The organism is Chitinophaga sp. sic0106 (assembly GCF_019219075.1).
GTDB lineage: Bacteria > Bacteroidota > Bacteroidia > Chitinophagales > Chitinophagaceae > Chitinophaga.
Window position 1 is genome coordinate 650035 of the sequence record NZ_JAHUWJ010000001.1, and the last position, 15611, is coordinate 665645.

12 protein-coding genes are annotated in these 15611 nt (G+C 39.1%); 10 read left to right on the forward strand and 2 right to left on the reverse strand.

Annotated features, from left to right (window positions below; all coding sequences use genetic code 11):
• Position 1 precedes the first annotated feature (1 nt).
• The 7 genes from KW844_RS02775 to KW844_RS02805 all read left to right on the forward strand — a co-directional run bounded on the left by KW844_RS02775 (position 2) and on the right by KW844_RS02805 (position 7083).
• Positions 2 to 559 carry an SIS domain-containing protein gene (locus KW844_RS02775; RefSeq protein WP_218375166.1) on the forward strand — a complete coding sequence of 186 codons (558 nt, stop codon included), beginning with the start codon at positions 2 to 4 and terminating at the stop codon, positions 557 to 559.
• Positions 549 to 1376, forward strand: coding sequence for a glycosyltransferase (locus KW844_RS02780; RefSeq protein ID WP_218375167.1), 828 nt, complete (start codon positions 549 to 551; stop codon positions 1374 to 1376). Before KW844_RS02775 ends, KW844_RS02780 begins: the two co-directional genes overlap by 11 nt.
• A gap of 1 nt (position 1377) precedes the next feature.
• Positions 1378 to 2094, forward strand: a complete 717-nt coding sequence (locus KW844_RS02785; protein WP_218375168.1) for a sugar phosphate nucleotidyltransferase — start codon at positions 1378 to 1380, stop codon at positions 2092 to 2094.
• Between the two features lie 61 nt (positions 2095 to 2155).
• Positions 2156 to 3268 carry a GDP-mannose 4,6-dehydratase gene (gmd, locus tag KW844_RS02790; RefSeq protein WP_218375169.1) on the forward strand — a complete coding sequence of 371 codons (1113 nt, stop codon included), beginning with the start codon at positions 2156 to 2158 and terminating at the stop codon, positions 3266 to 3268.
• A 1-nt stretch (position 3269) separates the two neighbouring features.
• Complete coding sequence (locus KW844_RS02795; protein ID WP_218375170.1) at positions 3270 to 4208, forward strand: GDP-L-fucose synthase; 939 nt, start codon at positions 3270 to 3272, stop codon at positions 4206 to 4208.
• A gap of 11 nt (positions 4209 to 4219) precedes the next feature.
• The gene (locus tag KW844_RS02800; protein ID WP_218375171.1) at positions 4220 to 5293 is read left to right on the forward strand and encodes a mannose-1-phosphate guanylyltransferase; all 1074 of its coding nucleotides are present in this window, start codon (positions 4220 to 4222) and stop codon (positions 5291 to 5293) included.
• A 203-nt stretch (positions 5294 to 5496) separates the two neighbouring features.
• Positions 5497 to 7083 (forward strand): hypothetical protein, encoded by a 1587-nt coding sequence (locus KW844_RS02805; protein WP_218375172.1) that lies wholly within the window; start codon positions 5497 to 5499, stop codon positions 7081 to 7083.
• A gap of 112 nt (positions 7084 to 7195) precedes the next feature.
• On the opposite strand, the gene KW844_RS02810 is transcribed toward KW844_RS02805, so the two are convergent.
• The gene (locus KW844_RS02810; protein ID WP_218375173.1) at positions 7196 to 8887 is read right to left on the reverse strand and encodes a DUF4091 domain-containing protein; all 1692 of its coding nucleotides are present in this window, start codon (positions 8885 to 8887) and stop codon (positions 7196 to 7198) included.
• A gap of 60 nt (positions 8888 to 8947) precedes the next feature.
• Entirely contained in the window at positions 8948 to 9589 is a 642-nt protein-coding gene (locus KW844_RS02815; RefSeq protein WP_218375174.1) for an acyltransferase, read from the reverse strand.
• Between the two features lie 187 nt (positions 9590 to 9776).
• On the opposite strand from KW844_RS02815, the gene KW844_RS02820 reads away from it, so the two are divergent.
• The 3 genes from KW844_RS02820 to KW844_RS02830 all read left to right on the forward strand — a co-directional run bounded on the left by KW844_RS02820 (position 9777) and on the right by KW844_RS02830 (position 15439).
• The gene (locus tag KW844_RS02820) at positions 9777 to 11678 is read left to right on the forward strand and encodes an ABC-F family ATP-binding cassette domain-containing protein (RefSeq protein WP_218375175.1); all 1902 of its coding nucleotides are present in this window, start codon (positions 9777 to 9779) and stop codon (positions 11676 to 11678) included.
• Between the two features lie 546 nt (positions 11679 to 12224).
• Complete coding sequence (locus KW844_RS02825) at positions 12225 to 13307, forward strand: hypothetical protein (protein ID WP_218375176.1); 1083 nt, start codon at positions 12225 to 12227, stop codon at positions 13305 to 13307.
• Between the two features lie 218 nt (positions 13308 to 13525).
• The gene (locus KW844_RS02830) at positions 13526 to 15439 is read left to right on the forward strand and encodes a hypothetical protein (RefSeq protein WP_218375177.1); all 1914 of its coding nucleotides are present in this window, start codon (positions 13526 to 13528) and stop codon (positions 15437 to 15439) included.
• The last annotated feature ends 172 nt before the right edge of the window (positions 15440 to 15611 follow it).

Here is a 15611-nt window from a genome sequence, read left to right on the forward strand (position 1 = left end):
TATGAAAAATATTATAGCAAATTATCTGACTGAATTACAGAATACGCTTCGTAATTTGGATCAAAGTGAGATACTTGAAGTGGCTGAGATATTAAAAAATGCTAGAGATACGGGGAAGCAGATTTTCATTTTTGGAAATGGAGGATCTGGCTCTACTGCGACTCATTTTGCTTGCGATATAAACAAAGGCGTATCTTATAACCGCGATAAAAGATTTAAGGTCATTTGTCTCAATGATAATATTCCAACTATGTTAGCATATAGTAATGATGTTGGGTATGATGTGGTGTTTTCCGAGCAACTCAAGAATTTCATTGAAGAAGGTGATGTCGTAATTGGTATCAGTGGAAGTGGGAACTCAAAGAATATTATTAAGGCCATGGAAACTGCAAAAGAAAGTAAGGCAATAACTATTGGTATTACTGGATTTTCTGGAGGGAAATTGAAAGAAATGGCCGATTATAGTCTTAATGCAGGAGTGAATGATATGCAACTTTCTGAAGATGTCCATATGATTTGGGTTCACATTATGATGAAATGTTTTGAATATGCAAGTTGAGTCAACTGTATTAATGTCTCTATTCTGGAAAGAGAAGCCGGCATATCTTGAAGATGCCTTGCTTAGCTTATATAATCAAACGGTTTTACCAGACGAAATACTTTTGGTTTGTGAAGGTACTTTGCCAGAAGAACTAATTCAGATTCTACACTACTATGAAACAACATTCCCTGCCGGAGTACTTCGATGGATTGATGCTGGTGACGCTAAGGGGCTGCCTGCATGCTTGAATGTGGGGCTTGCTGCTGCGAAAGGCAAATATATATTTAGGTTCGATACGGATGACATTTGCTTGCCGGAAAGGATTGAACGTCAACTCGAATTTTTACATCAGCATCCAGAAACTGCCTTACTCTCGGCTCCGGTGGATGAGTATGATCTGGAAATGAAGGAAATGTTGGGAGTTAGGCAAGTACCGCAATCGCATGAAGAAATAGTAAAGATGGCAAAATGGCGTAGCCCGTTTTGCCATCCGGTAACTGTATATTTAAGGGATGTAGCACTTTCACTAGGAGGATATCCTTTGGTTTCTGCTGCTGAAGACTATGCTTTTTTTTCCTTATTTCTGGTGAAAGGTTATAAAGCCGCCAATATGCCAACGGCATTGGTAAAGGCCAGGACAGGTAAAGACTTCACCAAACGTAGGAAAGGAGCCCGGTTTTTGAAAGGTGAATTGGCCAGCCACGCCTTTATTAACAAAATCGGATTTCATTCAAATGCAGTATATTATTTCCATGTTGTTTCTAAAACCATATTGAGAAACCTTCCTGATAAACTATTATTAACTGTTTATAAGAAATTTGTAAGATCAAAATAGTATGGTAGCAATAATTCTGGCTGGTGGTTTTGGGACAAGGCTGCGCACAGTCGTTAACGATCGTCCAAAACCTTTGGCAAATCTTGGTGATGCCCCGTTTCTGTTCTATTTGCTTAAGTATTTGGAGAATGAAGGAGTGACTAAATTTGTTTTCTCTTTAGGCTATCTTCATGAACAAATTGAAGCATTTTTAGATGAAAGTTTCTCTCATTTGAATTATAAAGTTGTTGTAGAATCAACACCTTTAGGTACAGGAGGAGCTGTCAAATTATGCACTGAGCAGATTGAAGAGGAGGAGATCCTACTTGTAAATGCTGATACTTTTTTTGAACTAAATATCACGGGTCTTCAAACTTACTATCATTCCAAGAATGCTGATTGTGTCATTGCATTGACCGAGATGCATAACTTTGATAGATATGGTGTCGTAAAGTTAAATGAACAGTTAAGGGTGGAATCATTCATTGAGAAGCAACCAACTAAATCAGGATTAATCAATACAGGTTTGATCATGTTGGGGAAAACTGCACTTCAACCATATTTTAATAGTCATAGCGGTGCATTTTCGCTTGAGAAAGATATTCTCGAGCCCAACATTGCAAAAATCAATATTTACGGAATGCCACAAGCAGGCTTCTTTATTGATATTGGAATTCCTGAGGATTATAATAAAGCTCTAGAAAATATATCTTTTTTTGAAGGCCTCGTTCAAGAGTAGTTTTAATAACTCTTACAGCGGAGGTAGGTATTCATAATGCTGAATAAAATATTATATAAAAATGAAAACTTGTTTAATTACAGGTATTACAGGACAAGACGGTGCATACCTGTCAGAATTCCTGCTGGCAAAAGGATATGAGGTTCATGGTATTAAAAGGAGAAGTTCCCTGTTTAATACGGATCGTATCGATCATATATACCAAGACCCCCATGAGAAACATGTAAGATTTAAGTTGCACTATGGTGACTTGACAGATAGCACTAATCTGATCCGCATTATTCAGCAGGTACAGCCTGATGAAATATATAATCTGGGTGCAATGAGCCATGTGCAGGTTAGCTTTGAAGCGCCAGAATATACGGCAGACGTTGATGGAATTGGAACCTTAAGGATTCTTGAAGCAGTTAGAATATTAGGATTAACTGAAAAAACAAGGATATATCAGGCATCTACTTCCGAATTATATGGTTTGGTACAGGAAGTGCCCCAATCAGAAAAAACGCCATTTTACCCCCGCTCTCCATATGCAGTGGCTAAAATGTATGCATATTGGATAACCGTAAATTATAGGGAAGCCTATAACATGTTTGCTTGTAATGGTATTCTTTTCAATCATGAAAGCCCATTGAGAGGAGAAACTTTTGTGACTAGAAAAATTACACGTGCTGTAGCAAAATTATCCCTTGGTATGCAGGAAAAGCTTTATATGGGTAATTTGGATGCGAAACGGGATTGGGGACATGCCAAGGATTATGTTGAGGCTATGTGGCTCATCCTTCAACAGGAGAAACCAGAGGATTTTGTGATTGCTACAGGAATTACCACAACAGTTAGAGACTTTATTGTTATGGCATTTTCGGAAGTTGGTATTGAAATCGAATTTAAGGGCGAAGGGATTGATGAAAAGGGCTATGTTAAAACAAATACAAATGCGGATTGTCCTCTAAAGATTGGGCAGGAAGTAGTGGCGATTGATCCAAGGTATTTCCGACCAACAGAGGTAGAATTGCTTATTGGAGATCCCACAAAGTCACAAACCCAATTGGGCTGGAAGCCGAAATACGACCTGCCTGCGCTTGTAAAAGAAATGGTATTGGCTGATCTTCAACTGTTCCGCCGTGAAAAATTGCTGAAGGACAATGGATACAAAGTACTTAATCAATTTGAATAACATGAACCCACAGGACAAGATATATGTTGCCGGACACAGAGGCATGGTCGGATCGGCTATAGTCAGGAGGTTGCAAGCTGCAGGGTTTAATAACCTGGTATTGCGTACGTCCTCAGAGCTGGATTTACGTGATCAACAAGCAGTTTCAAGCTTTTTTGAAATAGAAAAGCCTGATTATGTCTTTCTGGCGGCAGCTAAAGTCGGAGGTATTTTAGCAAATAATACATACAGAGGCCAATTTATTTATGAAAATCTGATGATTCAGAATAATGTTATTCACTCCGCTCATGTAAGTGCTGTGAAAAAACTGATGTTTCTTGGTTCATCCTGTATTTATCCAAAAATGGCACCTCAACCACTGAAAGAAGAGTACTTGCTGACAGGACCTTTAGAGCCGACAAATGAACCCTATGCCATTGCAAAAATTGCAGGGATTGAAATGTGTAATGCCTATCGCGCTCAATATGGCAGCAATTTTATTTCGGTTATGCCTACAAACTTATATGGTCCTAATGATAATTACGACCTGAATAACTCGCACGTATTACCGGCCATGTTAAGGAAAATGCACGAAGCAAAAGTAAATAATCAGCCTACCGTAAATATTTGGGGAACAGGAACTCCTAAACGAGAATTTCTGCATGCAGATGATATGGCTGATGCGTGTTTCTTTTTAATGCAACATTTCAATGAGCCTGGGTTAGTCAACATAGGAGTAGGAGAGGACATCTCAATTGGTGATCTGGCTAGAATGATAAAGGAAATTGTAGGTTATGAAGGAGAACTTTTATTTGATACTTCCAAACCTGATGGAACTCCTCGTAAACTGATGGATGTTACAAAACTACATAGTTTTGGCTGGAGGGCAAATATAGCATTGGAAGATGGTATCGCTAAAGTCTACGATGAAGTGAAGAAAAATAACTGGGTAATAAGATAAGGAAGCATAGCATGAACACTCATATTTTCATTATGGCCGGTGGAGTTGGAAGTCGATTTTGGCCTAAGAGCCGGAATAGCTATCCAAAACAGTTCATCGATATACTCGGCATTGGTAAATCGTTACTCCAATTAACATACGAGCGCTTTCTGAAGTTAACGTCAGCTAATCAGATTTATATTGTTACGAATACCCAGTATAAATCGCTTGTAGGACAGCAGCTGCCAGATATTCCGGAAGCAAATATTCTTTGCGAACCTTCCCGCAATAATACCGCACCTTGTATCGCCTATGCAACTTTTAAGCTGGCAGCGAAAGATCCTCACGCCTGTATGGTAATTGCCCCTTCAGATCACTTCATATTGTATGAGGATGTATTCCTGGATAAAGTACAACGAGGTCTTGAAGTAGCAGCTAAGAACCCTTATCTGATTACTTTGGGTATATCTCCGACAAGGCCCGATACAGGCTATGGTTATATTAAATATGACAATGCTCAGGTGGACGGGGTTCATAAAGTAGATAAGTTTACAGAGAAACCGAAGTTGGAAAAAGCCAAAGAATTTCTGGCAAGTGGTCAATATGTATGGAATGGAGGAATATTCATTTGGAGTGTACAAACTGCATTAGCTGCATTTAAAGAACATACACCAGATATATTTACCTTGTTTAGTAAAGGACATAACTACTATAATACAGCCAATGAACAAGAGTTTATTGATCGTGAATATCCTGCCTCTCCTAATATTTCTATTGATTATGCAATAATGGAAAAGGCGAATAATGTTTATACCATTCCGGCAAATTTCGGCTGGAGCGACTTAGGTACCTGGGCATCTCTATATGAGGTAGCTGAGAAGAAGCCGGGCAACAACGTGCATGCATCTTCAAACCTGCACTTGCAAGACACCAATAATAGCATTATTCATCTGTCTCAAGGAAAATTAGGAGTCATCAAAGGACTAAATGATTACATTATTGTAGATGATGAAGATGTCCTCCTGATTTATCCTAAAAGTGATGAGCAGGAAATAAAGCATGTAACAGAAATATTGAAAAGCAATAATCAGGAGCATTTTCTGTAGATTGTTGGCATCCTGGTTAAATGCCAGGATGCTTTATAATACTTATCCCTCGCTGTCACCTCGTTTGATTGAAAATATTATCTTTACGCAATTATTTTGGTAAAACTGTACGTGGGTTCCGTTTTATGTGCCAGTGACTGCTTTAAATAATATTTGTGAAACCAGTTTTTTGTGAACCTGAATCATATTTCAAAATCATCTTGATGAAATACCTCGTTAAGCTGGCAGCTTTATTATTGCTTGCCAATACCTCCTTTGCACAAGAGCGTCTGCCAGTTATATTGCCTTATAACATCCAGAACATCCGTGAACTTTACATGGATTCAGCCAATCATCATACAGCATTTAAGCCAATCCTGCATGTTGATACAAGTTCAATGTATACAAACCCGGATACAACCAAACGTAGCTGGATCTACCGTAAGTTATTTCAGGAACATCTTTTGGAGTTTAGAAGGCCAGATTATAATGTATTTATTGACTTTCTTCCAGACTTTCAAATTGGTAAGTCACATGATGGCAGTCGTACAACATGGTTAAATACACGAGGCGCAATTATTCAGGCCAACATAGGGGCTAAGTTTTATTTTGAGTCCTCATTTTTTGAAAATCAGGGTAAGTTTCCTACCTATTTAGATCAGTTTATTCGTAAGAATGATGTAGTTCCCGGACAGGGAGGTATAAAAGATTACAGTAATGGAAAAGCATTTGACTACAACTATGCCAATGCGCTGCTGTCATACACACCCAATAAATATCTCAATTTAACAGCTGGTTACGGACAAAACTTTATTGGGGATGGATATCGATCACTAATATTATCTGATATCTCCTTTAGCTATCCATATTTAAAATTAACAGGAACTCTAGGTAGTGTTCAGTACACTGCTATGTGGGCCCAATTTATGGATAAACATAGTAAAAGCTTTGCTACTGCTTATGATGATCTCGGCTATTACAAAAAGTGGGGTGTGTTCCATTTTCTGGATTGGAATGTTAACAAGAAATTTACCATAGGTTTGTTTGACGCAGTTATTTGGCCGGATGCTGATTCTTCTGGTAGGAAAAGAGGTTTTGATTGGAGCTATATGAATCCAATTATTTTTCTTCGTTCTGCAGAATTTTCAGAGGGATCTTCTGATAATGCATTAGTTGGAGCGAATGCTAAGTATAAGTTATTTCCTAATACAACCATCTATGGGCAACTTGTATTAGATGAGTTCAAGTTAAAAGAAGTTTTTAGTGGTAACGGCTGGTGGGCAAATAAACAAAGCTGGCAATTAGGAATTCGTTCTTTTGATGTATTTAAGTTAAAAAATCTGGATTTGCAGTTGGAGTATAATGCTGTACGTCCTTATACTTATAGTTATAAAAGTACTCTCATTAATTATGAGCATTATAACCAATCATTAGCGCATCCTTTAGGTGCCAACTTCCAAGAAGTTTTGGGAATAGCAACTTACCGATATAAAAGGTGGTATGCTACTGGTGAATTACAGTATGCCATGTATGGTGATGATCCGAATGAACAAACCAATTTTGGACATGATATTTCTAAGCCTTATACTACCCATCCAAACGAGTATGGTAATTATATAGGACAGGGAATAAGAACCAATCTTTTATATGCACAAGGAACAATTGCATATGTACTGAATCCGAAATACAATTTGAGGATAGAAACCTCCTTGAGTGCAAGAAGATTAAGTACCGATGTTAGTAAAAGTACTGACTTAATTTTCAATTTAGGATTGAGGACTACATTTAGACACTTCTATTACGATTTTTAATACTACTTGAAGTTGTATCACTTTGGTACAACAAAAATAACTGATGTGTTGGTACCGAAGTTATTAGCCACGGTAACCATGAGCGATGTAGACTTCAAGATTGTTCAATTTTCTACTTAGTCAATGCTTCTAAAATTAAGCGCCTTGTGTTTCTAAATTGTTTTACATCCATATTGTAACTATCAAAATTTTTAATAAGTAAATCTGAAAGTTGATATGCTAGCTTTGCATTCTTCTTTTTCAATAAGTTCAGGAGTTCATAATCAATTATTCCATCTCTTACTGCTTCAAGACGGATAGAACTTAAATAACCGTCGGTTTTAGGATACACGATCCAACTGTCCCCCGCAGGAAGAATGGATCCGCCCGATTTGGTTTCTGCTCCTTCACTGAGGCTATTATTGTTCCAGTTGTTGTACGCCCAGTGTATATAACCTTTGAGATTATATTTAAAATTAATCCAATGGAGATATCTGGTTTTGAGAAGTGGTATTTCAATGAACCAGTTGGCATAATTACCTTGAGGGAGCCAACACGTATAATACCATATTTCTTTGCCCTGATTTATTTGATTTTTGTAGTAATTGTAATTGTCCTTTAGAAAGTCCAAAACTGGGATGCTGATGTTAATATAGTCAGTTACTTTGGTAGTTTGTACTGCTTCAATTGTTTTTAATTCCGGTGCTATTTTCTTGATGAATTTGGCTATTTCAATATAAGAATTTGCGTTGGCATCAACGGGTTCATCAACTAATCGCTGATAATACTTATTGATCCAATTTTTTGCTTTGAGATGCTGCACCAGTGCTGGCATGAGCTGTTGGTAAAAAGCAATTACTTCTGGATTCTTAATGTTGCCACTGCTTAGTACAATTTTGTCACCTTGTGATTTGTAGTAGAAAAGATCAAAACCATCCCACCAGCCGTTATTTCTGCCTCCAAGATATCCTCCTTCAATACGAGTCAGTACACCAGCCTTTTCATAGACACCTATTAATTTGTCCATTTTAGTAAAATCGAAGGTATACTTCCCGTTGGAATAACCATAATCTATCAAATGAATGACATAAAATAATACCATATTTTGGCGATATTCCTTCATCATCCTTGCCATTTTCTCGGTCAGGCTCCAAAATTCAGGAGAGTATTCTGTTACTTCTTTACGGCTCATCTGCCTGTATTTATCCATGGAAGAAATTCGACTATTGTCTACCGATGGATTCAGACTAATCATTAAGGTTGAGTTGATGACTGAAACAGGATAAACTTTTATATTAAAATCTTTCACACTGGAAATCACTTTCCCATTAATACTGGCATTGAACTTAATCTGACCTTTGTATAGTCCAGGAGCTGTATTATTAGGAATGGCAATTGTAACCCAAATAGGTTGCGTGCTATTAGGTGCTATGTCAATACTTGCTGCTTCCAGCAATGGGTCTGGATATAATTTGTCTGTAGGTTTTAACACATCTGGGGATGGGTCTTTTGCAAGATTATTAATCTTCACATAACCTACAAATTTAATCTTACAATTTGTCAGTTTATTTGCTCCATTGGTAAGGCTTATTACCGTTGCACTTAAGCCTTTTACTGGATAGTTTGATCTTACTGCATACTGGAGCGATACAAAATCAGAAAGTGCTGCATCTAGTGTCGGCGTAATGTTTGCTGCTGTAACATCTGCCTTAAACACCTTGATTAAAGGATCAACATAGTTAATCTCTACCTGCGCGCAGAGATCGCTAGCGTTCAGTGCAGCTATCAGTTCCAAAATTATTATGGCAAAAAGGGCTTTTTTCATAGTTTTGTTTTTTATATATGACAAGTCCCAATCTATTCAATTACTATGCTTTATAGTCTGTTATGACCAGGAAATATTTGATTTAATCACTTTGGCTGGATTACCCCCTATTATACAATTTGTTTCAGAGAAACTGTTTCTTACAACCGAATTTGCTGCCACTACACAGCCATCCGGAATAACAGCACCTTTGTAAATACTTACATTAGAACCGATCCATACCTTATTACCAATTACAATATTGTTGCTTTTTTGTTTTTTCCCTTCATAATGAACTTCATGAAAATCATTGTCCAGAATCTGGCAATTCCAAGAAATTGCAACATCGTCACCTATTGTGAGGTTGTCGGTAATAATAATATTTGTGAATGGATTGATAAATCCATTTGACCCGATGGTAACCTTGGCATTCATACCGATATCAAATCTGCAGCCTCTTCCTATGGCGAATTTGCCCTTGAATAATAATTGCCCTTCAATATGCAGGTATGTGTAATCTTTACGATGACAAAATCCCACAAAGGATGTGCCCACGGATACTGGAGCCATTGTTATTATGTTATTAGAGCCTTTAATTATTGCTCGTTGATGTAGGAGCAACAGTTTGCCACTAATTCTATAATAGCAATAACGAATAAGAAGAGAAATAACGGAAGTACCCGATTTTCTGCAATTTTTGTACAATAGTCCTAGTTTTTTCATTGAAGTGTTTATAAAAAAGTTTCAACCTTAATTGCCAGAAAGATGAGCATGGTATAAATGTGATAATAAATATAATATGAATCTCATGGTCTGTCCTAATATAACAAAAAAATTAATTTAACTCAGAGCTCTTCGGCTTTTCTTTTCGACAGCTGGATAATTGAAATTATCCTTATAACTTCGCCTTATGCATTACGTTACAGTAGAAGGACTCACAAAATCATACGGAACCAAACCACTTTTCCGGGATATTTCATTTCATATAGAAGAAGGTGATAAAATAGCACTGGTAGCCCTTAATGGCTCCGGTAAATCGACATTACTCAAGATATTATGTGGTAAGGAAAGCCCGGATGAAGGTAAGGTCTGGATTCATAAAGACGTTACCGTTGTAATGCTTGAACAGCAAGCAGATTTTGATCTTTCTAGAAATGTATTAGAAAATATTTTTGATCATAGTCATCCTATACTCAACGCAATCAAGGAATATGAACTGTTGACTGACGAAGGAATGGAGCCTGACCATGATGCATTAACGAATGCTATAGCCAAGATGGATGAGTTGAATGCCTGGCATTTTGATTCCAAAGTGAAGCAAATTCTTGGTAAGCTCAATATTCATCGCCTAGATCAGCCAGTGGGTAGCCTATCCGGTGGTCAGCAAAAACGTGTGGCGCTGGCTAAAGTTCTTATCGATATCGGTTTTGAGCACAGACATGTGCTGTTAATCATGGACGAACCTACCAACCACCTGGATGTTTCAATGATCGAATGGCTGGAAAATTACCTGGATCAGGAAAAAGTAACCTTGTTACTTGTAACCCACGATCGCTATTTCCTGGACAGCGTTTGTAATGAAATAATGGAACTTGATCAGGAGCAGCTTTTCATATATAAGGGAGACTACGAGAATTACCTGGAAAAGAAAGCTGCCCGCGAGGAAAGCGATAAAGCTTCAGTAGAAAAAGCGCGCAACCTGTACCGTAAAGAGCTGGAGTGGATGCGCAAGCAGCCTAAAGCCCGTACCACCAAGTCAAAAGCGCGTCAGGATAATTTCTACGAAGTAAAAGAAAAGGCCACCACACGTATACAGGATCAACAGCTGGAACTGAACGTGAAAATGACCCGTCTGGGAGGAAAAATCCTTGAATTAAAGAAAGTATATAAGTCCTACGGTGAGCTAAACATACTAAAAGGATTTGATTATACTTTCAAAAAAGGTGAGCGTGTAGGCGTAGTTGGTAAGAATGGTGTGGGTAAATCTACCTTTATCAACATGCTGCTTGGAAAAGAACAACCCGATTCCGGCAAGATCAATGTGGGAGAAACCATCGTTTTCGGCGATTACAGCCAGGAAGGTTTGTTGATCAAAGAGGACATGAGAGTGATAGAATTCGTAAGAAATATTGCTGAAAACTTTCCTCTGGCTGACGGTACAAAGGTAAGTGCTGCTCAATTTCTGGAGCTATTCCTGTTTCCGGCAGAAAAACAATATACTTATATCTCAAAATTAAGTGGAGGCGAAAAAAGACGGCTGCATTTACTTTCCATCCTCTTTAGAAACCCAAATTTTCTTGTGCTGGATGAACCTACAAACGACCTGGATCTGCCTACACTTAGCATCCTGGAGTCATTTTTACAGGAATACCAGGGCTGTATTATCATCGTAAGTCACGATCGCTATTTCATGGATAAACTGGTAGACCACCTGTTTGTTTTTGAAGGGCAGGGGCAAATTCGTGATTACCCAGGTAACTATTCCCAATATCGCGAATCGGAACGGGAAGAGGAACGTAAAAAATCGCAGAATCAAAAGATTGAAAAACCCACTGCTTCAAATGTTACCATCGCTACAGCTGCTGTCGAAAAGCCGAAAAAAATGTCCTTTAAAGAGAAAAGAGAGTTCGAGCTGCTGGAGAAGGATATCGAAAAATTAGAAGCAGAAAAGAAGAATATTGAAGACGCGTTGTCCAGCGGAGAGCTCGCTTTTGAAAAGATAGAACCCTTGACCAGCAGAATGGGAGAAATTCTTCAGCTACTCGATGAAAAGGGAATGAGATGGCTCGAATTAAGTGAGTTTGAATCTTAGTGGAACGAGGCTATATAAATGCTGCAACAGGAACAAGATAAAAAGTCTTAGAAATAATAACAGGATAGCTATTTCTCAAAGCTCGTCCGGTAGGACGAAGTGCATTATTTGTTGCTGATACAGCCACGAATTTTTATTATATGGTTAACTTTGTGGCCTATACCGTAGAAACAAAAGTTTACCTATGAAGTTTATATCTTTTATCCTGGTACTTACAGCATTTTTTGTGCCTGTTACTAGTTATGCCAATAATATAAATGTAAAAAAGTCTCGCTGGTTTCAAATGATGAAACTGCCAAATCTGTCCTAATCCAGTTTGACCTCTCTTGGGACAACTCCTAGAGAGATGATATTAACTGGGACGCCGCTTGGATATTCGTAAAGTACAAGCGCTCTAACGGCAGTTGGGGACATGCTAAGCTTGCAGCAAATGGGCATAATATTACAGGCGGAAACGTTCCATTCAGATTAAATCTTCCTGCCGACAGGCTGGGTGTTTTTGCTTATAGAACAAGCAATGGTAACGGGAATAACGAAATTACGGGCGTGAAACTATCATGGAACTATGGCACGGAAGGACTAAATTCTATCAGTGATGTTGAAGTAAAAGTATTTGCGACAGAAATGGTCTATATTCCAGAAGGCTCATTTGCAGCAGGGGATAGTTCCAATAGCTCAGGCTCCATACGTAACGCAGCGGGTGGGCGGGATTACATAGTTGTTACTGATACCATCTCGGAAAGTTTTACCTCCTCTCCCGGAACACCTGGATCCATTGCAAAAATTGACGGGCTGAGGGGACTGGATACAAATAATGATGGTATCATTGAAAATGCACATTACCCAACGGGTTATAAGGCATTCTACTGCATGAAATATGAGTTGTCACAAGGTCAGTTGACAGATTTCATGAATTCCTTTTCTGTTGCCCCCGCTGATTCGGCAGTTAATCTTAACAGAAGAAAACCATGGATTTTCTATCCGAACCTCACCAACAGAAATACTATATTCTTGCAGGATAATGTATACTACGTAACCCGGCCAGATAGAGCTGCTATTTGCAACGAATCTACTTCATTACCATTTGCAGTGTGGGCATGTCTGCGTCCTATGTCAGAATTTGAATTCGAAAAGGCTTGTCGGGGGCCATTAGCTCCCGTTCCAAACGAAGGTGCATTCGGAAGTCAATACCGCAATAGCTTTGCAAGTGGTTACCAGGTTAATGGTGTTGAGAATGGGACAGAGAAATTGAATATCCAAGGTAATGAGTATGTGAATAACAAGACATTCCTAAATGGAGACCAGGGAAGTGGCCCGTTTAGGGTAGGTATTTTTGCTACCCCTACCAGCAACCGTCAAACTTCCGGTGCTGCTTATTATGGGGTGATGAATTTGACAGATAACATGTATGAGTATGTTTTCCTGTACAATCGTGCAATCGGCGCATCGGATGAAATTCATGGTACAGGTGTTCTACCCATGCCAGCATCTGAATCAGGACCATACACCACAGCACCTGGTTGGGGTATGCCTGGATGGAAAGATAATACTGTTTCTGGTCTGATAGAAGTAATAGACTTTCCAAGATATGGCTTCCGGGGTGTAAGAACAGCACCGCAAGAAAACTAATCCTGACCTTTATCCTAGAAATATGAATAAATTATGCTATAGCCTGTTACTCACATGGCTAGTAACATTTCTGCGTATAGAGGTTCAGGCACAGGCTGTGCAAATAATGGCACCTGCCGGCGGAGAAGTCTGGCCAGGAGGAAGTACCCAAATCATCCGATGGGCCTATTCCAATTTAACAATGTGCGGCTTGAATATTCCATTGATGATAAACAGACATGGGTACCAATTATTGGTTCTTATCCGGCGTCGGCTATTTTTTGGGCATAAGCAATAAATGGACAACAGGTTCGCCAGTTTTACTCAGATGGAAATATGACGGAATTACTAAAGTGAATATCTCCTGGAATGACGGCAGTAATTCCGGTGTAATCGCCAACAATATACCAGCAAGTTTGAATTACTTTAATTGGGTGGTACCAGCGTCATTAGCAGGAAAAAATGTTATCATTAAAATTTCAGATGTTTCTAATCCAGCCACATTTAGAGATTTTCAACCTGCCAGTCCTGTATCGGGAATGCCAGTCAGCAATACTTCTAAGTATTATGGTGGAATTTATGATGGTCATGCAACAGCATCTACTTACGTTTTTCAACCCATTATCATACAAGCACCAATGTTGAATGCTGAAGTTGAAGCAGGAGTTTCAACTGTTATCTCGTGGGTCGGAAATACATCCGACTCCATCCATTTTTATTATTCACTGGATAGTGGTGCTACATGGGTGAATATTAATACGGGTACTAGATTGTCACCCACTTCTTATGAATGGATTACTCCTAATGTGACCTCGGTAAGTGCTTTAATAAAATTAACAGTAGGAGATAGCTTATTCATTTCTCCCAGGTTCAACATCAGAAGTAAATCTCTTAAAATTATACCCAGCAGAACCACTGCGCAGGTAGGAATGGTATGGCCAGTGAAATGGTCTGCCGCAAGCCTTGATACGGTGAATATCTATAAAAAGGTAGATTCCGGAAATTGGATATTGGTGGCTAATAAAGTAGATGCTAATCGTGGTGCCTATAACACCATTGTTAATGGCGGAATTGGGACTACATTCCAGTTTAAGGTGCAGGACACTGCCTGGAATGTCGCTGACTCTACTGTTCCTGTTATTATCCAACCTGAACCAGTATCCGTTGCACAAAAATATATGGGAGGTAGTTACGATGGTGCAGCTACCCGCTCAAATATTACATTGTTATTGCTCAAGTCTCCTGTGGGGAGTGAAGTGTTGATAAGTGGCAATACCTTCAATGTCACCTGGGCTTCCTATAACCTGGAAGATTCTGTGAAGATTGAACTAAGCCTGGATAGTGGCTATACCTGGCAAATGGTCGATAAAGCACCCGCTTTGGTCGGTAAATATGAGTGGGTGATTCCCTCTCAAATCAAAAATGCCAGGGTTTTCCCTGCGAGAACATTGGGAGAAATAAATAGTAATTGCATGCTTCGTGTAGCCACTTTTGAAAGCAATGACTTACTTTCTGCCACACAAAAAAGCTTCACCATTAAAACTAGTGAAAATATCCCTTCACTCGATGTTGTGAAACCTGCTAGCGGGGATACACTTCAAACGGGAGTTAGTTACCAGATTAAATGGGATGCACAAAACATCAGCACCGCCCTCCTCTCCATTGATATTTCCGACGATGACGGCGCCACCTGGACCACCATTGCCCTAAACACCGCTAATACTGGAGCCTTCGATTGGCAGGTGCCACTCAAATACGGCAGCACCACCGGTGTTAACTACGCTAAATCACGTATACGGATATACGCTACAATCGACGGTACTAAACTCACCGCTGAAAGCGCACCATTTGTATGGAAACAGCAAGTACTAACGGGGATTCCTGAAGAAGTCGTCCGAAATAGGGATATGAAAATCTATCCTAATCCGGCAACAGATTTCATAATGGTCCATGCCTTCTTCCCGGAAAAACAGAATCTGGTAATAACTATCAATGATATTGCCGGCAGGAAAATTTACGAGCGTGGTTACCTCAATGTGAAAGATAGTTTCCATGAAAGGGTGCCTCTCAAAGGAGCCGCAGGCATGGTATATGTAACGGTTTCAACCCCACAGGGTAAACTATGTACAGTACCAGTTATGATAGCCAAATAGTAATCTATTTCCTCAAAAACCAGCCTTCATTCGAAGGCTGGTTTTTTTATGTGTGCCAGGCATGTGTTATAGCTCTAGGGTGCAAGTCCCGAATGCGCTTTGTAGTAGGAAGCATTAGCCAATAGCAAGGGTGTCCATTGTAAGATGGAATCTGAAGGAAGCTGGCGGCAAA